The 21,315-nt window shown below is 67.4% G+C and carries 18 protein-coding genes, 1 tRNA gene and 1 pseudogene; 5 read left to right on the top strand and 15 right to left on the bottom strand.

The genetic code is table 11. The annotated features are described in order from the left end of the window. Positions 1-212: 212 nt before the first annotated feature. The 9 genes and pseudogenes from ACFVT2_RS11865 to ACFVT2_RS11825 all read right to left on the bottom strand — a co-directional run bounded on the left by ACFVT2_RS11865 (position 213) and on the right by ACFVT2_RS11825 (position 9,504). Positions 213-491, bottom strand: a complete 279-nt coding sequence (locus tag ACFVT2_RS11865) for a hypothetical protein (RefSeq protein WP_390015487.1) — start codon at positions 489-491, stop codon at positions 213-215. 401 nt (positions 492-892) lie between these two features. Further along, positions 893-1,834 (bottom strand): serine hydrolase, encoded by a 942-nt coding sequence (locus tag ACFVT2_RS11860; protein WP_390016003.1) that lies wholly within the window; start codon positions 1,832-1,834, stop codon positions 893-895. 563 nt (positions 1,835-2,397) lie between these two features. After that, positions 2,398-2,847: a hypothetical protein gene (locus tag ACFVT2_RS11855; RefSeq protein WP_390015484.1), complete on the bottom strand. Its 450-nt coding sequence runs from the start codon at positions 2,845-2,847 to the stop codon at positions 2,398-2,400. 590 nt (positions 2,848-3,437) lie between these two features. Continuing rightward, positions 3,438-4,652, bottom strand: a complete 1,215-nt coding sequence (locus ACFVT2_RS11850; RefSeq protein WP_390015481.1) for an erythromycin esterase family protein — start codon at positions 4,650-4,652, stop codon at positions 3,438-3,440. 293 nt (positions 4,653-4,945) lie between these two features. Next, a complete protein-coding gene (locus tag ACFVT2_RS11845) occupies positions 4,946-6,016 on the bottom strand; it encodes a hypothetical protein (protein WP_390016025.1) in 1,071 nt (356 codons plus the stop codon). Between the two features lie 65 nt (positions 6,017-6,081). Continuing rightward, positions 6,082-6,477, bottom strand: a pseudogene (locus tag ACFVT2_RS11840) (serine/threonine-protein kinase); the annotation flags it as partial. Between the two features lie 452 nt (positions 6,478-6,929). Next, positions 6,930-7,166, bottom strand: coding sequence for a hypothetical protein (locus tag ACFVT2_RS11835; protein WP_390015478.1), 237 nt, complete (start codon positions 7,164-7,166; stop codon positions 6,930-6,932). Between the two features lie 1,580 nt (positions 7,167-8,746). Then, positions 8,747-9,037: a transcriptional regulator gene (locus tag ACFVT2_RS11830; RefSeq protein ID WP_390015475.1), complete on the bottom strand. Its 291-nt coding sequence runs from the start codon at positions 9,035-9,037 to the stop codon at positions 8,747-8,749. Next, a complete protein-coding gene (locus tag ACFVT2_RS11825; RefSeq protein ID WP_390015472.1) occupies positions 9,034-9,504 on the bottom strand; it encodes a hypothetical protein in 471 nt (156 codons plus the stop codon). Before ACFVT2_RS11825 ends, ACFVT2_RS11830 begins: the two co-directional genes overlap by 4 nt. Before the next feature lie 715 nt (positions 9,505-10,219). Between ACFVT2_RS11825 and ACFVT2_RS11820 the strand changes: the two genes are divergently transcribed. Continuing rightward, positions 10,220-11,119: a hypothetical protein gene (locus ACFVT2_RS11820; RefSeq protein WP_390015469.1), complete on the top strand. Its 900-nt coding sequence runs from the start codon at positions 10,220-10,222 to the stop codon at positions 11,117-11,119. Positions 11,120-11,476: 357 nt separating this feature from the next. Next, positions 11,477-11,550, top strand: a tRNA-Met gene (locus ACFVT2_RS11815). A gap of 24 nt (positions 11,551-11,574) precedes the next feature. On the opposite strand, the gene ACFVT2_RS11810 is transcribed toward ACFVT2_RS11815, so the two are convergent. The 3 genes from ACFVT2_RS11810 to ACFVT2_RS11800 form a co-directional block, all read right to left on the bottom strand. Continuing rightward, complete coding sequence (locus ACFVT2_RS11810; protein ID WP_390015467.1) at positions 11,575-11,862, bottom strand: class I tRNA ligase family protein; 288 nt, start codon at positions 11,860-11,862, stop codon at positions 11,575-11,577. 257 nt (positions 11,863-12,119) lie between these two features. Continuing rightward, positions 12,120-12,557, bottom strand: coding sequence for a hypothetical protein (locus ACFVT2_RS11805; RefSeq protein WP_390015464.1), 438 nt, complete (start codon positions 12,555-12,557; stop codon positions 12,120-12,122). Next, entirely contained in the window at positions 12,554-13,384 is an 831-nt protein-coding gene (locus ACFVT2_RS11800) for an IS5 family transposase (RefSeq protein WP_390015461.1), read from the bottom strand. Before ACFVT2_RS11800 ends, ACFVT2_RS11805 begins: the two co-directional genes overlap by 4 nt. A 412-nt stretch (positions 13,385-13,796) precedes the next feature. Between ACFVT2_RS11800 and ACFVT2_RS11795 the strand changes: the two genes are divergently transcribed. Beyond that, on the top strand, positions 13,797-15,227 hold the full coding sequence (locus tag ACFVT2_RS11795) for a family 2B encapsulin nanocompartment shell protein (RefSeq protein WP_390015458.1): 1,431 nt from the start codon (positions 13,797-13,799) through the stop codon (positions 15,225-15,227). Positions 15,228-15,314: 87 nt separating this feature from the next. After that, positions 15,315-16,496, top strand: a complete 1,182-nt coding sequence (locus tag ACFVT2_RS11790) for a family 2 encapsulin nanocompartment cargo protein terpene cyclase (protein ID WP_390015455.1) — start codon at positions 15,315-15,317, stop codon at positions 16,494-16,496. Between the two features lie 911 nt (positions 16,497-17,407). On the opposite strand, the gene ACFVT2_RS11785 is transcribed toward ACFVT2_RS11790, so the two are convergent. The 3 genes from ACFVT2_RS11785 to ACFVT2_RS11775 all read right to left on the bottom strand — a co-directional run bounded on the left by ACFVT2_RS11785 (position 17,408) and on the right by ACFVT2_RS11775 (position 20,140). Beyond that, positions 17,408-18,244 (bottom strand): hypothetical protein, encoded by an 837-nt coding sequence (locus ACFVT2_RS11785; RefSeq protein WP_390015452.1) that lies wholly within the window; start codon positions 18,242-18,244, stop codon positions 17,408-17,410. Positions 18,245-18,251: 7 nt separating this feature from the next. After that, the gene (locus ACFVT2_RS11780; RefSeq protein ID WP_390015449.1) at positions 18,252-19,424 is read right to left on the bottom strand and encodes a cupin domain-containing protein; all 1,173 of its coding nucleotides are present in this window, start codon (positions 19,422-19,424) and stop codon (positions 18,252-18,254) included. Between the two features lie 350 nt (positions 19,425-19,774). Then, positions 19,775-20,140, bottom strand: coding sequence for a DUF6415 family natural product biosynthesis protein (locus ACFVT2_RS11775; protein WP_390015446.1), 366 nt, complete (start codon positions 20,138-20,140; stop codon positions 19,775-19,777). A 373-nt stretch (positions 20,141-20,513) separates the two neighbouring features. On the opposite strand from ACFVT2_RS11775, the gene ACFVT2_RS11770 reads away from it, so the two are divergent. Next, positions 20,514-20,888 carry a hypothetical protein gene (locus ACFVT2_RS11770; RefSeq protein WP_390015443.1) on the top strand — a complete coding sequence of 125 codons (375 nt, stop codon included), beginning with the start codon at positions 20,514-20,516 and terminating at the stop codon, positions 20,886-20,888. Positions 20,889-21,315 lie beyond the last annotated feature (427 nt).

Raw genomic sequence — 21,315 nt, 5'->3', positions numbered from 1 at the left:
GGCGCGGCCGCCCCCTACGGGGTCGACGCACAACATCCCGACGACGCTAAAACTTGACGCATACGTCAAATGCAAGCTCCCACCCGGCCCTGGCAGGGGCTGAAGCGGGGTGCCGAGTCGGTTTGCTGCGAGGTAGCTCTCGGGAGTCTTGTCGTAGACGCTCATGCTCCCTCCCTTTTTCAGCCCGCCCCGGAGGCGGAGCAAGTTGGTGCTTAGCGTGACGTTGCCCCGGTCACCAGCTCATCGAGGCCGAACTGTTCAGGCGGGAGCGGAACATCATCCAGCGTCGGGGCGGGGCGCCGGCACAGGACATGCAGACCGCGAGCTTCCACCGTGCTGGCGAGGTGTCCGCCGCAGCCCTTGCAGTCGGCCGACGGCCGCTCGTTCGCCCCGGCCGGCGTGATCGCGTCCTCGTCCGGCTGGTTGGCGGCCAGCGGGACAAGGAACGCTGGGCGGATCAGGGCGGCGAGCCGGCGGGCGCGGAACGGCATGGGGCTCCCCGCGGCAGGTGATGTGACATCACCTGACGGCTACCCAGCACCGAGTAGTGGGGGTGGCAAACCGGCGGTAGGGATCCCGTCACGGCTCGAAAGCGGCGCGTCCCCGATCGGACAGATGACGCAGTCGAGTTCGCGGCCGCAGGCCCGAATCTGTCCGCGGAGGGTGTCGGCGACTACTTCGTGGTCCCAGCTCGCCGGCACGGTCTCGATGACCCCTTCGATGATTTCGGCGCGGTCGTCCTTGAGATGCTGCATGGCGTACTGGACTGGCTCCGGGTTGGCGCTGTTGCCAGCGCCAACCCGGGGGGCCAGGGCATACGTTTCCGCTTCCCGCTATGGGCTGGCGGGCCCGTCGCACCACTCGGTCTCTGACAAGAGCCGTGGCAGGTGGATTACCGACCGCTCGCAGGGACGAGCGAACCGTCGGAGGCGGCAGGCAGGGCCTGGCTGCGAAGCGTCCGGCCTGTGATGACGCGGGTTCCGTTGATGTCCGCGTGAATCTTGCGGGCGAGGCTCTCGATCACCTCTACGCCGGCCTGCATGCTCGCACGGCCCGAGGTCAGGACCACGATCCCGTAGTCATGGCCTCCCCCCGTGAAGGCGCCCACACTGTGTACCCGCCAGCTACCACCGGTGCGCTGAAGCCAGCCGTTCTTCACCTGGACCGTCGCCTCGCTCGGCGCGCCGGCCGGTACCCCCCAGCGCTGACTGGGGATGACCTGGTGCAACAGGCTCAACGCGTAGGCCCGGGAGCCGTCGACGAGGATGGAGTTCGCGGCGGTGAAGAGCTCTATCAGGGTGAGCTGGTCGGTGGCGTCGATCTGGGTCAGACCCCAGTAGCCGTCCGGATCGGGGACGGTGCGCTGCATGCCTGCAAGGCGCAGGAACTCCTTGATGCGGTTGAGGCCGAGCTGTTTCCACAACGTGGTGGTGGCGTCGTTGTCGGACGTCGTGATCATTTTCGCGGCGAGGGTGCGCTCGGTCTCCGTCAGCGCACGGTGCTCGTCCTGGGCCTGGCGCAGCAGGGCGCCCAGCACGATGACTTTGACGACGCTGGCTGAGTCGTGCTGTCGGTCGGCGTCGTAAGTGCAACGGGTCTTGGTGACACGGTCGTACAAGGCGATCGAGGTGTCCCCCTTCGCTTCCGGGGAAGCGACCACGGCCCTTATGTCATGGGCGAGTTGGTCGGCGAGGCCAGACTTGGCAGAGGTGCATACGACCTGAGGGCCCGTCCGACCGTCGGCCGAGACCGACACTGCGCTCGCCGGGGCGGCGGCCACTACGGTCGAAGATATGGCCGCGGTGAGAGCTGTTACTGCCGACGCGCGCCGCAACCCGCGGGCACGGGTGCGTATTCGGTAGAGCAAGAGTGAGGTTCCTTTCGATTCATGCTCGTGGGGCCCTGCCAGTCATTGGTCAGGGCCCCACGCAGTACGGGTAGTTCATGTGTCCAACACGCCTCGCCCTTTGGGGCGTTGGATGCTGCTTCGGTTTCGCGTCCGGATGTTCTCCGATCCAGCGTCCGGGGACATCCGCCGTTATGTGAGCCGTCCGTGCAGTTCGGGGCACCGGGTATCGGATGTCAGCAACGCACACAGTGAGCTGACCGGTGTCTGCGTCGTAGCGGATCGCGGTGACGTGCCTGGCCAGCTCCGGGGTGCTGCCCGCTCACCGCTCACCGCTCAGCCTCGGCTGCGGACACCACTGCGCCAGCCGTCAGCAGCAGCTCGGCCACCACCCCGATGTGCATCCCAACGTCGCCGTGTGGCGGCGGTAGCGGTCGGTCGGCGGTGAGGTGGCCGGGTGCGGACCGGGGCGCCCGTCCTCTCCTCGGACGGGCGCCCCAACTCCTGCAAACTACCGCGCAATGCGCCCGGGTTCGGGCCCGGGCGCCGGGTCAGCGTACGTGGACGGTCCTGGTCTGCGTGGTGATGTCCGCGCGCGGGTGGCCGCCGCGCGGGCCGTCGACGCCGTAGAGCACCCCGCGGAACTGGAGCACGCCCCGATGACCGGCCTTGACCCTCACATCGACCTTGGCGTCGCTGGTGTCCACGGCCACGACGCGGCCGCACTTGACGGTGTGCCACGCACCATGCGTCCCGACCCGCTCCTGCGCGCAGAACTTCGCGTACCGCAGCGCGTCACTGCCCCCCTGCCCCTTGACGTGGACGCTCTGGCCGACCTTCACGGTGCCCGGCGAGACACTGACAGTGGCACTCCCCTTGGCGAACGCCGGCGTCACCGCCAACACGGCCGCAGCCACCCCCACGACACCCACCGCGGCGAACCTCGCCCCCCGCCGCCCGAACATCCCGCTCGCCGCGCGCCCGTCTCCACGATCCGTCATCGCTGCCCTCCCGTTGCTGCGTTCTCTCGTCTCACTCCCGGACGACAATCAGCTTCAACGGTCAGGTTGGCGTTGCACTAACGGACGGCTAATGCGGTGCAGCGGCGCACGGCAGCGCGCTTGCCGCCGCCCGGTCCGGTTCCGCCTCGGGCGTACCGTTGACCGTCGCCACCAGGGAGTGGTACCTGGTCAGCAGCTTCAGGCCGCTCGCCTTGGGCCGCCACTGCGCCGCCTTCGCTCGGCGATGTCCCGGGCCTGCGGCGAATCCGCGGACATGCCCGGCCTGTTGGGGTGCTCGTGCCTCCAGGAGAAGCTTCCGATGCCAACTCGATGCCGCCGAACGCACCCTGGAGCGGCTGGAGATCACCCGCGCGACCGTGCTGAAGCTGGCCGCCGAGGGCGGCACCCTTATCCCAGAGCCACTGCCGCCCGGGTACCGCTGCTTCCAGGCATACCGACAGGAAAAGGGCGAGGTGTGGAACCTGCGCATGCAGGTTCCACACCTTCTGCCGACCTTGGCGATCCAGCTCCCGTGTCTACACGCGACCCGATCAGTCATCGTGGATGTCAGGCTGGTATCAGGGGGCCACTCACGGCAGCCATCGCACTGGAGACACCCTGCGAATGTGGATGAGTACGTCAAAGGCATCGGCGAGGGAAGCGACCGCGATGTGCTCGGCGGCGTCGCGGGACGGATCGTAGACGCCGCTGATCACGCGGGCCTTCGCCGGTCCGTCCCATCGGCGGCGTACGGCGGCGCGGCGCAGATCCAGCCAGTGGGCGGGCAGATCCACCTCGCCGAGCTTCGCGTCGATCAAATCTCCGGCCGGCTCCGGGACCGTGACGACACGGAGGTCTCCATGATGGAAACCGATCGCCACGGAGACGTACTGCGTTCCGTAACGCTTGCGCAGAAGGCTGCCGATGCTGGGCTGCGGACCATGTTGGGGAGCCAGCCCGCTGGTCACCGCGGCCGCCGAAGTGTGGGCGATCCCGTCCCAGTAGACCACCCGCAGGCCGGTCCGGCTCTGATAGTCGCTGATGGCGTCCGCCCACACTGCGGCGTCGCCCGCATAGTTGCCTCGCCCGGCGACGCTGTTTTCATGGAAGTCCACGATCAGACGCATCCGCGCCAGGACGCCGTTGTCGCGGTCGGCATCGGGCAATGACCGGATCAGCGCGAGTGCGTCGCGGGCATGGTCGGCGAACGGGCGTCCCGGGTGCATTCCCCGGGCGCGCTGCACGTGCTCCTCGGTCTGGTGAGCGGTCCGGATCAGATCCAGGTGGGACGTCGCCTCCCCCAGCCGTTCCGGGGCCGACGCACGGACGTGATCCAGGACGGCGTCGTAGTCCTCGGGCTGCGCCTGCACGGGTTTCACGCCGAAGATCCGTACGGGGTCGTTCGGGTGCTCCTGGTTGAACGCCCGGATCCACTCCAATGCCGCGACCATCTCGGCGGTGCGCCAGGGACGCCAGGCGCCGTCGAGCGCGGATTCGGCCGAAGCCTCACCGGCGCGCACGTACCTGTCGAGGCCGGCGGCGACGCCGGCACTGTCCTGCACGGCCAGCGCCCGGAACCCGTGGTGCTGGACCAGCCTGCGGAAGAGGCGGTCCCGCAGGCCGAAGGTCTCCCGGGAGAATCGCGTGGACTCTCCGATGCCGACGATCGTCGTCGCGACGGCGAGCTTCTCGGCCAGCTCATCGAGCGTGGCGTCGGACAGCAGGCCGAGGTCGGGGTTCTGCGGATCGGACAACCCCATATCTGAAGGGGAGGTGCCGCGAGGAGCGGCGGTGTCGTTTTTCATGCCCCCAGGCTCCTACCTAAAGTTCGGTTGAGGTCAAGGAGGTCAGCCCTACTAATGTCCAACTGACGTCCAACTGACCTCCACGCAGGCTGACTCAACTGCTGAGGAGCCAACTGGAGAGCTCGTCATGACCAAGCACCGACTCGGCACAAGGGGGAAGACGGCCCACATAACGCCCTCTCAGAACTGCTCATTTCTGGGAGCACGAAGCGCGTTGTCCTTAGCTCAGAGTCGTCACGAGACCGGACCGTCGTCGATCTGACGCTCATTCGCCTCAGACTTCAGCATCGCTCCTACCGTGCCCGGTATCGGGAGAGAGCGTCCTGCAGCGCGGTCCGTTGCTCATGCGTCATCGGCCCCAAAGCACAGACCGGGGTCGCCTTCGGGGCGAACGAGAAGCGGGGTGGCTGCGGGGAGGGCCATCCCGCCGGCGGCAGCGGGGGCAGGGCCGGCGAGAACTCCAGGAAGAGCACTGTGAACTGGTACGGTGCCGAATTCTGGAACGCTGTGATGGTTACGTTCTTGATCCGGTCCCAGGTGAACTCACGGCGTCCGGAAGCGCCGTTGGTCACGATGCAGTTCGGGCCGACATGCAAAGTCCAGCCCGGTATCACCTCGGGTACGTGCGCGACCTTCTTCTTTCTGCCAGCCGACACAGCGGAGACGAGGGCACCCATGGTGAGCAGGGTCCCGAACAGGATCCCGCACATGCCCAGGGTCACGGTCCGGGAGATCTCGTCATGGCTCCCGTTGGGGCCCTGGAACACCGCTATCGCAGCGGCGATTGACAGGACCGCCACCACCGCCATGGCCACCGCCCCTCCCACATCACTCCGCGAGGGGGATGTTGGGAGCTTCTCGGTGTAGCTGTCCAGGGGCTCTTTGCCCGTCCAGGCTGCCTCGAATGGGCCGCCGGTTGCGGGCGGTTGAGGCATCGTGGTGGGCTGTTGCGGCTGGGGAGTAGTCGCGGCGGTCAGATGCCGGGTGCGTGATGGTGGCGGTTGTCCCGGCGTAGTCGGCCGGCCCGATGCCTCGTGGTGCCGAAGCCGCGTGTGACTCAGAGCGGCCAGGACACGGGTCGCGGCGACGTCGTGCGCGGCCCGCATGGCGGTAGCGAGCCGGGCGAGGAGCACAGCGCGGGACTCCACTTGCGGGGGGATGCGGCTCGGTCCGACGGTTGCGGGGACATCGGTGTGGTCGAGTCGTCGTAGCGCCTGGGCGAGGACGGCCGCGTTCGGGAACCGCTTGTCGGGGTCTTTGTGCAGCAGGGTGAGCACGAGGTCGTCCCAGGCGGGTGGAATGCCTGTAGAGACCGAGCTGGGGGCGGGCGGGTCCTGGGTGAGGTGCGCCGACAGATAGCCCACGGCGCCTGGAAGGGCAGTTGGCCTGTAATCAGCCCAAAGAGGAGGCAACCGAGCGCGTACAGATCGCTGCGAGGCTCCGGGAAGCCGCGCGCTTGTTCGGGGGCCATGTATGGGGGCGTGCCCACGATGAAGCCGGTCTGAGTCAAGCGGTCCGTGGTTGCGTAGGGGTCGGCTGCCCGCGCGACGCCGAAATCGAGGACTTTCACGGCGTTGGAAGGCGTGATGAGGATGTTGGACGGCTTGATGTCTCGGTGCATGATTCCGGCGTGGTGCGCGTCGGCCAGTGCGTCGCAGATCTGCGCGCCCCAGTGAGCCGCGTCCGGCAAGGTGACGGCGCCTCGGCGTAGCACTGCGTCGAGGCCCTCGCCCCGGACCAGCTCCATCACCAGGAACGGGGCCAGCTTGTCCCCGGTGTCGGTCTCACCGAGGTCGTGGATGGTCACGATGTTGTGGTGTTGCAATCGGGCGGTGATCCGTGCCTCGCGCAGGAACCTGGCGCGTGCCTCGGTGCCATGGCTTCCGCCGCCGGCGAGCAGCGAGCAGCGAGATCACCTTGACCACGACGCGTCGGCCCAGCGACTCGTCCTGCGCCTCCCAGACTTGCCCCATGCCGCCCTCGCCGATTTGCCGCACCAACCGGTAACGGCCTCCCAGAAGTTGGTCTCGCACTGCCGCCTCCCCCGTTTCGATCGATTCCGCCTCCCCCTGGGCGAACCGGCGCCCCGGGATCATGCCGCGACCGCGGCACACCCGGTACGCAGAAACCTGTCGAACGGCAGAGACTTCGCCAAGAAGGCCACCTGCGGTTCCTCGTCCAAAGCGCGGTTCCGGATGCCCAGATGACACCCGCGGGCGACATGGTGTACCTGGTCCCCGTCCATGACCCTCATGATGCCGCCCAGCCCCTCCCGCTTCAGGCGGCCGTGCCGAAACCGGCCACAGCCAGGTCCTGGTCGCACAGCGGGGTGAAGTCGACGTCGAGCTTCCTCACCCGCCGCGCGGCCGCATCGAACAGTAGCCCGCCGTCGGAGGCGTTTCGCTCCAGCACGCGTATCGCCTTGACCACCGGCGGGATCGCCACCCAGGACACCTCGCGCAGGTGGTCGGCGGAGTGGTGGTTACCGTCCTCGTCGGCGGCGTTCTTGAACACCCGCCCGTAGATCAGGTGGCGGCCGCCGTCAGTTTCGGGGCAGCACCCACCCGGTCTCCAATCCCAGCACTACTGGCGGAGGGGTTGTATCCCGGCCGTGCACTATTCCTGGCTACTCACCCGGCTGGCGTGGCTCCAAGGCAAGCGCCTTGAGCGTTCCTCTGGTCGTAACGATCATGTCTCCAGCGCCAAGATCTCGGAGGGCACTGATCCTGTGTGCGTGGGGTGCTCTCTCCATGATCTGTCCGTCCGGTCGCAGGCGGAAGAGTGCGCCTTCGCTAGCCACGGCGAACCCGTCATCCACGCGAATCACACCGCTCACCAGCGGCTGTCCGACATCCACCCGCCACAGTGTCGATCCGGTGTTGGGATCTGCGGCGAGGTAGCCCGCGCGCGACTCCCGCAACCACACAACGCCGCCGACGAACTCTGCATCCTCAGCAACCAAGTCAACGTCATGGCGGATGAGCTCACCGACAGCGACTGATGGCTGAAGGCGCATCAAGGACCGTGGGCCCAGGCGCGCGAGACAGTGATCAGGGCCGAGGGCAGTGAACACCGGGCGAAGCTCACCGTCAGCCAATGGCTCGCAGACGCGGCGATCGGCGCCAGATTGCCGCAAGCGTCACAAACACCGACGTCGAGTTGGCGGACTGCGGCTGCCGCCAGCGGAACGCACGATCCGGCTATCCACAGGATGCTCTCCCGTGGCGAGTACCTACCTCGTCTACGGCCAGACCTGGCGGCGGCGCTCGGTCACCGTCCAGGGGCCGGCTGGCTTCGGCGGACGTCGACGCAGTCGTCGCCCTGGTCGAGCAGGGCTCATACGGTGCGGGTCCGGTGAAGCCGAAGCCTCCGGTGGCGAGGATCGTTGCTTGTCCGCTCTGGACCGGGGCGTTCCCGCGCTCATGCCGAGCGGTATTCCCTGGCCGAGCCGCTACGGGAGAGTCTTGTTGGCACCTGCGGCGAGTTGTCATGCTTGTTGGCGCTGACCGCGAGCCGCGCCCCAGGGCCTGACACGAGATAGTTGGCGGATGGTGGCCCGCCCACGAGTCACCGCCGTTCTGGGGTCTCCTTATGCGAAGCCAACGACCTCATCCCGGCGCCAGCGGCTACTCCCTCATCCCAGCGGACTCCGGCTTCGAAGCCCTCGACCTGACCAGCGGCTGAACCGGGAGTGCGGCGGCCGAGCTCAAGACGTCGGACCACCGCACTCCGCGATTGCACACGGCCCGTGGCGTCCTCTCAGCTGACGGGTGTGTGCCTCGCAGCCGGCGCCGAGTGTCCCTCAGATCATCCTGCCCGGCTGGCGGGCCGCCGCACGAGTACTTCTGGCGTCGGGCTTGCGACTCCCCCGGAACCTGGCCACCCTCACCCGCTGGCCACATCCGTACGCCGCAGCGCGATCAGATCGCGGTCGTCATCGTCGAGGAAGGAGAACCGCTCCAGCTCCGGGCGCGTGGGCACCTCGGTGAACGTCCCATGTGCCTTGGCCTGCTCATCAGCCAGAACTCCACCGGCCAACTGGGACTTCGAGGAGGGCGAGTGGGGGAGCTGGGGTCGCGACGGGCCAGCGCGGATCAGCGCTCGGCTTCCGCCTGCTTGACGATGCGGCGGAGCTCGCCGATGTGTCCGGCGAGGGCCTTCCGGCCGGTCGGGGTGAGCGCGAGCCAGGCGCGCCGGCGGACCTTCGTGACCGAGGCGTACTGCGCCTCCTGGAGGACCTTGACGTGCTTGCTCAGCACCGAGTCGCTGACCCCCAGCGCCTCGCGGACGACGGAGAACTCCATGGCGTCGACGGCGGCGAGCATGCTGCAGATCTGCAACCGGTTCGGTGCGTGGATCACCTCGTCGAAGGCCGCGCCGGTCATCGCCCGGCCCGGATGTCGCGTCCGGCAACCACGTCGACGCGGAACCCCACGGCCGCGGTGAGCACGCCGATCACGCCGCCGGTCACGGCGATGGCCCACGGCACGCCGGCACCCCACTCCAGGTACATGCCGGCGGCGGCCAGCAGGACGAAGGCCAGGACGTACCCGCCGAAGATCCTCATGGCGCCGAGCGTGGCGGTGAACCGCTGAAAGGAGACGCCGGTCGCACGCCGGACCGCGTAGTCGAGGCCAAGCACCACGACGACGAACGCAGGGACCGCCCAGGATGCCTCCCGCAGGCTCATGGAGCTGAAGACGAGCGCCACCGCGGCACCCAGGCCCACGTGGTACCACCACGGGGCCGCGATGTGGGTGGCCGCACGGGCCCGGAAGGCGGCGACGGAGTCCAGGGCGGAGCGGGCCGAATCTGGCGTCAGCCGACCGGAGTTGTCCGATGTTCTTTCCATGATGGCAAGCATTGCAGGATACTTGCCATCATGGCAAGTATCCTGGTCGCAAGCCTCGCTGCCACTTACCGTCGGCTACCCATGGCCAGCGGCGCATGGGATGGAGGCAGAGGGCTGCGGCAGGGGCATTGCGCCGTCCTCAGGCGCCCCGTCCAATCTACGGTCGGCGAGCTGGGCACTGACACATAGGAAATGACACGGCGCGTGAGATAGGACGCACCGGCCACGCCGTGAGACAACCAGAGAAACCCCAGGCCACGGCATCAGCAAATCTACAACGACGTTTCCCCGGCTGGTGCATTGTGGTCGCTTCAGCGGGCGGCCGACGCCTGAGTGAGCTCGGTGTCCGCCGCGCTGGAGGAGAACGTCGTTCTCGAGCATGTCGGTCGTGGGGTGCAGCGGGCCGAGGATGTGACGCGCGGCGAGCTCGGGCGGCCGGTCTGTCGATGGCATGGCTCCGGCCGGCTCGGTCCGGGCGGACGCCACGGCCCACGGGTAGCCGCAGAGCAGCTGCCCCGGGCGGGTCGCGGCGGTTGCCAGGCGCCTGAAATCGGCTACCCGGGACGGGAGGGCCGCCCTCCGGCTCCGCGGCGGTACGGTGTCTGTCCGCCGCGGGAGTGACGACCGGGACCGAGGGGGGTGAACTGTCTGTGGACGCGGCGCAGTTGGGTGTACCTCACGATGGGGGTGAGGTCCGGTCACGGCAGGGGGATGGATGAGCGACGGACAGACCGGGAACATCGAGAACCAGGTGAACGGAGGGCAGCAGGGAGCCGTCGTACAAGCGGGGACGATCAGCGGCGGGGTCCACCTCCATCTGCCGGGTGACGGCCTCGCGGACGCCGAGAGCCCGCTCATCGTCACCGTGGACCGCTCGGGCAGGTACGACCCCTACGACGAGCAGACGGTCCTGGTGGATACGAACCCGCCCGAGGTGATGGTCCGTGAGGGCTCCTTCCGGGTCACCGTGGAGGGCAGCCTGACCGGGCGGGCGGTGATTCTGCGAGGGATGCGCCCGGTGGTCCTGTCCCGTCATCCCGCCCGCCGGGCATGTCATGGCCTCATTACAGTCCCCACCTTCCGCAGGGTGGCGCCGCGGCATTTCAGCACCGACCTCAACGAGGCCACGCCCCAGTTGCGGGCCGAGGATGCGGATTTCCCCTTCTCGGTGAGCGCCACCGATGTCGAGGAGTTCATCCTCACGCCCGCTGCCGGCGGCGACGAGATCCTGTGGCACCTCGAGATCGACTGGCTGTGCGCCGGACGCCACGGCACCACGATCGTTGACGACCACGGGCAGCCCTTCGCGCTCTACCCACGCTCCGGCCCCCGCCTCGGCTGCAACTACGACCACGCTCGAGACTGCCCAGCCCCGCGGCTTGCCCTGGAGTCCACTCGGGGCACCGTGCTCGTCGACTGTTCCAAGGGATCGCCCCACGGGCAGATCAAGCCCGACAACGGCGGCGCGATCCTGAACTTCACCTGCCCCAACGAACGCAGGGCGGAGGAATATCACCGGGGCCAGGCCGTCAACTACACAGTGGAGTTGATCCACGGTGACCCTCAGCACCCTTGGGGAGTGTTTCTGGTGGCCACCAACGTCCAACCCGCCTGAAGCCCCCAAGAAGGTGTGAGATCCGCACCAAGTCCCCTCCCACGTCGAGCGATACATGCCTGACGCTCGCAATGCCGATCGTTGATCAGTTTGCCACTGCCGACCCGGCAGCGACCGACACCCAATTCTGTAGGCCAGCGGCGGTCGCGATGACGGTCGCCCCAGCATCACCGTGCCGTCGAGTGGAGCGGGGCCGGCTCTTCGGTCCCCGCCTCAAGCCGGTCCGCCTCCGCCAGCTGCAGTCTGGTCAAGGTCGGTTGATGGAGTGTGCTCGCCGGCCGGCGCTTTCTCCTGGTCACACCGACCTGACGTCGATTCGGTTGGTCCGACTCAGTGCCGTACAGTTCATCGTGCCGTCGCGGGGTGGAGCAGCTCGGTAGCTCGCTGGGCTCATAACCCAGAGGTCGCAGGTTCAAATCCTGTCCCCGCTACTCAGATGTGAAGGCCCGGTGGATTCACCGGGCCTTCACTGCGTGTGGGCCCAAGCGGATCTGGGCGCGCATGCGGGCGAAGCGGGCCAGAGTGTCACTGATGCTGTATACCTCGGCGTGCCCTATGTGGAGATCGCCGGAGGGATACGGGAACATACTGACGACGGCGGTGCGATTCTCGTCCTTCGAGCTTGCCGGTGTGAGCTCCTCCGCCTGGAAGAGTCGCTCTTCCCGCCACAGCTGAAGCCACGTGCCGATACCGGCTTGGGAGGTGTAGATCCCCCGGGCGGTGGTTCCTTGCTCGTCAGCCATCTATTCCAGTCCTTGTTGCTGAAAGCGATGATTGGGTCCGGCCTTGATGTGGCGGTTTCGGTCGGCACCCGGACCTGCTCTGGCCCCTTGTCTCACTCACGAGCGCGCCCGATGCTCGCCGCCACCGCCACCGAGCTGCAGGAGAGGGAGTTCACGGCCAGGCCGGGTTCGCCGACTCAGAGGTCGTTATGAGGCTCGATGCCCGTTACGGGATTGGCGTTGGGCAAGGCTTGCTGCTCGTGGGGTTCGGCGCGGGGTTACGGGCGGGGCTGGGTGAACAGGCCGGGTTCGATTCCGGTGAGGATCCCGCGGCTGACCAGGCGCTTGAGCTTGGAGCGGATGCCTTCGGTGTGCTTGGGCAGGAGAGGCAGGTCGAGGGCCAGGCATAGGTCGCGGGCTCGCAGTGGCCTGTCCTCGTCGGCGAGGACGGTCATGATCTGCTGATAGGCGGGGTGCTCCGGCAGCTCGGGGACCGGTGAACTGCCCCTGGCCTGCCCGGTATCGGGGTCGTCGGCGAGGGCGAGGACCGTCTTGCGGGTGATCCGCAGGTGTTCGAGGTGCTCGTCGAGTTCACCGAGCCGCGCGGTGAGCTCTTCGATCTGCGCCCGCACCAGCTCGGCCTGGTCGGTCACGGCCTGCTCGCGGGCGTCGATCCGTTCCAGGAGCGGCTTCGCCGTGTCGCTGCTACTGGTCATGCGTCCCGCCAGGTGAGGGCGGTGGTGCCGGTCAGCCGACGCGTCATCACGTCGGTCATCGCCCAGTACACGCGGGACTCCGAACTCCTGGGGCGGTGGTCGTATTCGCGGACCAGGCGCCGGTACATCATCAAGATCCCGTAGGCGCGCTCCACTACCCACCGCTTGGCCTGCGGGATGAAACCCTTGTGGGCCGGGTTGCGCTCGACGACCTCGACGTCGATGCCCAAGCGGGCTTCGTGCTCGACGACCGCGGCCTTGAAGCCCTGGTCCACCAGCGCCTTCTTGACCGTGTCGGTCTGCTCGACGACCTTGTTCAGCAGGGTGATCCCGATCGCGTTCTCGTGGGCCGAACCGGCAGTGACCGCCGCCGCGATCACCAGTCCCAGCACGTCAACAGCCAGCCCCAGCTTGCGGCCCGGCACCTTCTTCGCCGCATCCTTCCCCGTCGTGGCGGCCGGCACCCCAGCGGCCGCGTGCTTGCTCTGCGTGTCCAGCACGACGAGGCTGGGGTCGGCTAATCGGCGCCGCTGTTCGCGCGTGTACCAGCGCAGCAGGTCGTGGACCTGCTGGTCGGTGCCGCCGTCGCGCCAGGCGGCGAAGTAGTAGTAGGCCGCCCCCTTCGGGGGCAGGTCGTGGGGCAGGAAGTCCCATTGGCAGCCGGTGCGGTTCTGGTACAGGATCACATTCACGATCTCCCGCATCTCGTAGGCGCCCTGGTGGCCGGTGGCCGAGGGGTGCGCGGCCTTCCACGCGGTGATCACCGGCTCGATCAATGCCCAGCGTTCGTCGGACAAGTCGCTCGGGTACGGCTTGCGTTCACTCACCCCGCCACCCCAGCACGCCCAAGCCCGCCGACCGGCATGAACACCTCAAAGTCGCTCGTCCGAGCGATACCAAGGCGAGCGCCGGGCCTCATGACACCCACTCATGCTTTTGGGTGTTAATGACTGTGCAGGGACGCTCCGTCCGCATGCCGGAGCACAGCTGCTTGTCGAGGCTTCCCGTATGCCGCTGAACTGCAGGATTCGCCAGGACTGAAGGGGCGCGCCGGGCCTTCGGGGCCGACGTGGGCCACCCGAATCCCCGCACCCCGTACGAATGCTGAGCGCTACATAGCATTTACGGAAAGCAATAACCTCCGGTGCCGGTTCACGTTGCGTAGTGGGTTCCGAGCGGTCGGCCGGCCCGTTCATGAGATTCCTTCACCCCGCATGCGCACTGACGGAGAGGATGAGGATGACGACCACAGCACCCCCGCAGCTTCCGGAGCAGCCCGCGCAGACGGCCGGGCAGAAGCAGCTCAGTCTGGGTATCGCAGCCGCCCGGAATCTGGCGACCACCACGAAGTCCGTGCCCCAGATGCAGGCGATCACCTCCCGGTGGCTGCTGCGGACACTGCCCTGGGTGGAAGTAAAGGGTGGCGCGTACCGGGTCAACCGCCGTGTGGCGTATGAAATCGGTGACGGCCGGGTGACCTTCATGCAGGAGGGAGCCACGGTCAGGGTGGTCCCGGCAGAGCTGAGTGAACTGCCGTTGGTGCGCGGATTCGACGATGCCCAGGTGCTGCAGGCGCTGGCCGACCGGTTCGAACAGCGGGAGTACGAGCCGGGCCAGGTGATCGTCGAGGAGGGGCGGGCGGCCGACCACGTCTACCTGATCGCGCACGGCAAGGTAGAGAAGGTCGCCAACGGAAAGTACGGCGAAGAGGCACGACTGGGCGTGGTGGCCAACGGCGGATTCTTCGGCGGGCAGGCAGTGTCCGAGGAACCGGGCGAGTGGGGGTTCACAGCGCGCACGGTGACTGCGTGCACAGTGCTGGCACTGCCCCGGGCCGCGTACCAGGAAGTGGCAGGGCAGAACGGGCATCTGAGCTCCCATGTCCGGCAGCGCCAGGCCGAGATGGCACTGCCGCAGAACAAGCGCGGGGAGGCCGAGATCGCGCTCGTCTCCGGACACTCAGGTGAGCCGTTGCTGCCGAGCACCTTTGTGGATTACGAGCTCGCACCGCGCGAGTACGAGCTGAGCGTGGCGCAGACGATCCTGCGGGTGCACACCCGGGTCGCCGACCTCTACAACGACCCGATGGACCAGATCGACCAGCAGCTTCGGCTGACCATCGAGGCACTGCGTGAGCGCCAGGAGTTCGAGCTGGTCAACAACCGTGAGTTCGGGCTGCTGCACAACGCCGACTACAGCCAGCGCATCTCCACCCACTCCGGCCCTCCCACCCCGGACGACATGGACGAGCTGCTCAGCATGCGGCGTCAGACCAAGGCGTTCTTCGCACACCCCCGCGCCATCGCCGCCCTCGGTCGCGAGTGCAGCAAGCGGGGAATCGGCCTCGACCATGTCGAGGCCGAAGAAGGTCACCGTATCCCCGCCTGGAGGGGAGTGCCGCTCTTCCCCTGCAGCAAGCTCCAGATCTCGGACGAGGGAACCTGCTCGATCCTCGCGATGCGACTGGGAGAGGACCACGAGGGCGTGGTCGGCCTGCGTCAGACCGGCATCCCCGACGAGTACGAGCCCGGCCTGAACGTACGGTTCATGGGAATCAACGACCAGGCCGTCATCTCCTACCTGGTCAGCACCTACTACTCAGCTGCCGTTCTCGTCCCCGACGCACTGGGTGTCCTGGAGAACGTCGAGATCTACCGCACGTCGTCCTGACACCGGACGGCATCTCGCGCCGCTGTTCACGGCACTTGAGCAACACTTTGAGAACGGAGACGAGAACCGGTGTCACTGCTGTCCCGAATGACCGCGCGTGCAGCCGACCACGACATGGCGCGGCTCGTAGCCACGCTGCTCTCCCACCACCAGAGCGTCCGCACCGCTGCCCCGCGCGCGCTGCCCGACACCGGACGGCGCTCAACACCGCACCCGGCGCTGACGGGACCGACCGGGCTGGGCACCTCCGCCGCTCGCATCGCGGCCGGCAGACCAGCCCAAGACACCTCCAATACAGAGTCGACCTGTGCGTCCGATGCCGACGTCCCGGAGCTGTACTGTCCCCCACCGGTCCGCGACGACCCGGCACTCGGCGAACACGTCAACGACCGCCTTGTGGAGTGGGCCGAGGAAATCGGGCTCTACGCCGGGCAAATCGACCACATCCGCGCGGTGAACGTCGGACGCATGATGATGCTGGCCCACCCCGACAGCGACGACCCGGACCGGCTACTGATCGCGGCGAAATGCGCCTTGGCGGAGTGGGCAACGGACGACTACTACTGCGACGACGGGGCCGTGCCGGAACCCCTAGGTGCGCGCCTCGGGATCGCCTACACAGCCTTCGACCCCGCCCATCCCCCAGTCCGCTATCTGCCCGAACAGGAGAAGGTCCTTTGCGACGACCCCGTCCGGGTCGCCCTCCGCTCCGCCTTCGAGCACCTGGCCCGGGTCGCGGACGGGCCCCAGGTGGCGCGGCTGCGCCAAGAGGTCGCCGCCCTGTTCGTGGCCTATGCCCACGAGGGCACCTGGCGCGTCCAGGAGCGTATGCCGACCGTCTGGGAGTACCTGGCGCACCGGCAGTTCAACAGTTTCCTCCCCTGCCTGGCACTGATCGACGTCGTGGGGGGTTACCGGCTCTCCGCAGCCGAGTACGACGATCCGCGAGTGCGACGTGTCGTGACGATGGCGGGCAACGCCAGCACGCTCGTCAACGACCTGTACTCGATGGGCAAGGAAGACCACGACCAAGGCGTGGAGTTCAACCTGCCCGTCGTGATCGCCGCGCACGAGCAGTGTTCCCGACCTGAGGCAGTCAAACAGAGTGTGGAGATCCACGACGAGCTGGTGCGCACCTTCGAGGCGGAAGCTGCGGCCCTGTCCCTCACCGGCTCTCCCGAGCTGCGCCGCTTCCTCGCGGGGGTGTGGTCTTGGCTCGGCGGCAACCGCGAGTGGCACAGCGGCAGTGCCCGCTACAACGGCACCTGACCTCACCACCGTAGCCGACGCCGACTCGGCGACATGCGCGCCGCGCTTTGTGGCTCCTCCTGCAGCCGGAACCGCACGCCGACCAGGTCTCCCGCCTGGCCGAGGCTGCCCCGCAGTACAGGCCAATTAAGCTGCCGAGCGACGAGCCGAGGTCGCCATGGCGGCCGTTCACGAGGCCGTGACCGACCAGGCCGAGCTGGTGCGGGCGCAGATCGAAGAGCTCACCGCGCGGCTCGGTGAACTCGACGAGCACCTCGAACACCTGCGGATCACCCGCAAGACGGTCCTCGCCCTCGCCGACGACCCCGATAGACGAGGACAGGCCACTGCGAGCCCGCGACCTATGCCTGGCCCTCGACCTGCCTCTCCTGCCCAAGCACACCGAAGGCATCCGCTCCAAGCTCAAGCGCCTGGTCAGCCGCGGGATCCTCACCGAAATCGAACCCGGCCTGTTCACCCAGCCCCGCCCGTAACCCCGCGCCGACCCCCACGAGCAGCAAGCCTTGCCCAACGCCAATCCCGTAACGGGCATCGAGCCTCATAACGACCTCTGAGGCATGTAGCGGGGCGTTGGGCCTTGCCCCTATACCTCGCGGGCGCGACAATCTGCGCCAACTTGCCGCAGGCGTCACAAACAGCGACGTCGAGTTGGTGGACCGTGGCTGCCGCCGAAGGAACGCATGATCTGGGTACCCGCAGACTGCTCTCCCGTGGCGAGTACCTATCTCATCGGCTGCCGGGCCAGACGGCGGCACTCGGCCGCCCTCCAGGGGCTGGCGCAGGGCGGGCCCCACTCGCTGGGGCCCCTGGGGTTCAGGACCTCCCGGCGGGGCCTGCAGGGCCAGCCGTCACCCATTCGGCCTACCTAGATCCTCTTCAGGTACGCACGCTGGGGGAGTTGAGATCTACCGTCAGTTCACCAACGCCGAGAGCTGATCGACATGCCGCCGCACCGAGTCGGCGAGATCGGCATAGAACGGCACCCGGGACGCTGCCTGGAGAATCTCGGTGCAGGCGGCAAGTTCACCGACCAACCCCGCGGGGGTGCCCAGGACGTGCGCGAACTCCTTGGCCACGTGCTCGGCCAGCTCCGGTACGTGCAGGGAGTGCAGGTACAGGTTCGCGGCGTCGTAGCCGACGGGGGCGCTGCCCCAGCCCTCCCAGTCCAGGAGGGTCAGCGTCGGCCCGGTGAGGTTGGCCCAGTGCAGGTCACCGTGGACCGTGGTCCAGGTGATCTCGCTGGGGGTGATGCCGGTGAATTCCGGGACGCGGCGGCGGATGTACTGCTCACGCACCGCTACCCGGCCGGTGTCGACAGGCGCGAGACAATCGAGGGCCTTGTGGAGGTCGTGCCACCAGGCATCCGGCAACTCCACGCTCTTACTTATGACCGGGCTTGGGCAGACGGGTGGGGCGGTGATGAGTTCGTAGAGCTCGGCCCGGTAGTCCCAGCCGTCGGCGGACCAGTCGGCCAGGTCGATCAGTCGCGGTCGGGGTACAGCGGGCGGCACGGCCGCCTCTGCTTCCTTGGGGCCTTCCCACAGTTTCCCGCCGGCCTTGCCTTCGCCTTCGCTGACCAGCCGCAGCCAAGCGGGGCCATCCGGGGCCGTCACGGCCCCGGACAGTGTCCGTCCGGCATACCCCCACACCTCACCGCCCGCGGCGCCGACCAGGCCCAAAAGGGTGTGGGCGTGGCCGCGGGCGGTGAGCATGCGGTCCCTGACATCGGGCTCAGGGGCAGTGAACATCGGGTTGCTACCTTCTGCTGCTGACGGCGGCGATGTCAGCCGCGACCAATTCGGTGATCACAGCGGCGACTTGGTCGACGGTGAGCGACGAGGCTATCGCCAACTCACCCAGCGGTATGGTCCGTCCCTCAACCAGGTACTTGACCACCGTCAGAACCGGGGCAGCGAACGTCCACTGCTGGCCACCCCCGCTCAACACCGGTAGTCCCTGGTCGTCGACCTCGTACCACGCACCCGATGCGGTCAGACGCACGTGCAGGGTTTCATCAGCGGGGATCCCATCGACGAACGGCAGGGACGGCATCGGCCGCCCTACGTCCATCGTTCCTCGCGCGGAGAGGAACTCCTCGATCACCCCCTCATGCAAGCCGGCGGTGAACTCCTTGAGCAGAACCCCTAGATGGGCTACCTGCTCTTCGCGGGAGGCGAGGTGGGGGAGGTTGGCGCGGACGGTTGTCGAGGCGCGCAGCTGGCCTGTCAGCCAGGTCAGCAGGTCGGCGCCGGTGGTAGGTGTCAGGCCGCAGGTCAGGTGCAGGGAGCGGCCTTCGGTGGCGGCAACCGCGTGCCACCACCCGCGCGGCAGATACAGCATGTCGCCAGCGCGCAGGACCACCTCGGCGACCGGGGCGCCATCGGGTGGCTCGGGTGCTTCGACGTCGACCCGGAGCGGGTCGATGCGGGTGGGCTCGTGAATCTTCCACCGCTTGGCGCCTTCGAGTTGGAAGACCACCACATCGTGGTCGTCGAAGTGGAGGCCGAACCCCTCCTTCGAGGTCCACGAGGCGTAGAGGTTGACCTGCACATCGGTCCGGAACTGCCGTTCGAGGGCTTCAGCGAGCTGCTCGACGCCTTGATGGAGGCCGTCGACGCCGTCCAGGACAAGGGAGGCACCCCCGTGCAATTGGCGGTGGAGGTTGCCGGGCTCGATGCGGTGCCAGACGGTGTGCCGCTTGGTGACCACCGGGTGGGTGTAGGCGTGTTGGGGAACCTGGGTGCCGTTGTGGAACAACCGCAGCCGCGGGGGCTGAAGGCGGTGCCGTGCGGTGATCTCGTTGAGGTCGTCCCAGGTGAACAGATCGGTGAAGTGGCCGACTTGGTGCCAGAGGCGGTAGGTGCGGCCGAACGCCTCGGCGGGGAAGTCCCCGCCGAGGCACTCGACCGCCGCGGTAATGGCGGTCATTTCTTGGGGCTCCGATCAGTCGTTGCCGTCGCCCTTGCCGGTGCCGCCGCCGTCGCTCAGGCGGTCCTGGCTGCGGGCGACCTTCACCGCGCGCTTCGCCACAATCAGGTTGTCCATCTCTGAACTCCTTCTCTCTCTTCTGGTTCTCCCACCGAGGTTTCGGCGGGAAGCTGCGGGGCGCCTACGACGCCGGGCCGGTGTCGGGGCTGCGGCCGAGGCGGCGAGGGCTTGGTTGCCGTCGTGCTGGACGGTCATCACCGCCAGAAGGGTCAGGCCGGCGGTGGTACCCAGCAGCCACAGCCGCTCCAGCCACACGTCCAGCCGCGGGTCTCCGCCGCGGTGACGGCCCTTCACTGGCCCCCGCCCGCCATGTCGCGGTACAGCTGCCGCTGGAAAAACAGCAGGCACCGGGCGAGGGCCTGGAGGCGGTGCGTTGCCGAGACCAGGCCGTCTCCGGGGCCGGCCCGGAGCTGGAACTCAGCCCCGGAGATCGCCTGGCGCCAGACGCCGTCTTGCGGACGGTATTCGTTGACGTGCTCTTTAGCCTGCTCGACGAACGGGGTGAGGTGCCCCTTGAGGGTGTCGATCAGCCGGAGGACTTCGTCATATGGCGGGAGCGTGGTCCGAGAACGCAGAGCGGCGGCGATGTCGGCCTGGAACTGATCACTGCTGGCGCCCACGGTGGACGCGGGCGGTGCGGTGGGGGTGGTTGCCATGGTGCGACTCCTCGAAGACGGGGGTGGTCAACCGCCGCCGCCTGGGGCGAGGAGAGGCCGGCCGTGCGCGGCCCCTGGCGGCTTGAGAAGAGTCAACCGCCGCCAGGAGGGGCAGATCCGCAAGCGACTTGCGAGGTAGCAAATCGCTTGCGGGTCAATCCAGTTGCTCGCCTTCGAAGCCGCACGGAGCTACTGAGATCGGCTCTTTGGGGTGCACCAGGCGTGGAAGCAGGGCGGAGTGGTGGTGCTTGCCTCGTGCAGGCCGATACCGGCAGCACTTGGCTGACGGCGCCTCTGGCCAGACATTGGATTTGACAGTGATTGTCCTCGTCTTGCCCGGACAAGAAGCATCGGCTTTACAGGAGCCCCGTCCATGGATACAGCTGCGTTGTACCGAATTTTCTCCGTAACAGATCAGGGCGCCGTCGATGGCTTGACTGCCTGGGCGGCGCAAGGAGACAGTGCATTACTGTCTTGGATTGGCGATAACCCGCCGCCCGATGGGCCTTTTTCCATTCATGGAAACTTCCTCTGGAAGCTCAACCCCCTGGGAACCAAGTACACCATCGAGCTGGCAACCAGCGGCTTCCTTGAAGTGCCGGGGGACAGTACAGTGGAAAATACGCCTCTGCAGGTCAATCCGAACGGCGCCCAAGGCAAATACGGACAGTGGAGCTTTCAACTCACAACAAACTTTCCGAACGTATTGAAATCTACACCAACGGAAAAGCTGACGGCTTTGTCGTGACAGCTGACGGGGATGCAACCCAGGGGGCTGGGCAAGCTCCCCTTGCGAGCGCGCTTGACCGGCACCTTGATGCGCTGCAGTACTGGAGCCTGGAACGGGTCACCGAAGGACCCTTCAGGGTCACTTATGCCCCGGACGGTCGCATCCTGGATGGGCGGGATGAATTTCTGCAATTGTCCAATGATAGCGGAAAGGCATCCCAGCGATGGTGGCTGGTACCCCTGCCTCAGGATGGCCCCCAGGATAGGCCAAGGATGATCGTCAACACTGAAGCACCGCGCCGGGCTATCAAGGTTACCGGCCCGGCAGTCGGCCCCCAATTCGGAGTGGGGCTAGGCAGTGTCTGATGGCTCTTTGACGAGATCACGGAGCCAGATCACGATGGCTGCGGTGGTCAGGGTGCCGTGGAAGATGTAGTCGCGTTTGT

The sequence above is a fragment of the Streptomyces sp. NPDC058000 genome, from assembly GCF_042886435.1.
In the GTDB taxonomy this organism is placed as follows: Bacteria; Actinomycetota; Actinomycetes; order Streptomycetales; family Streptomycetaceae; genus Streptomyces.
The sequence above is the reverse complement of the archived record's forward strand: the minus strand, read 5'-3'. Positions and strand labels throughout refer to the sequence as shown.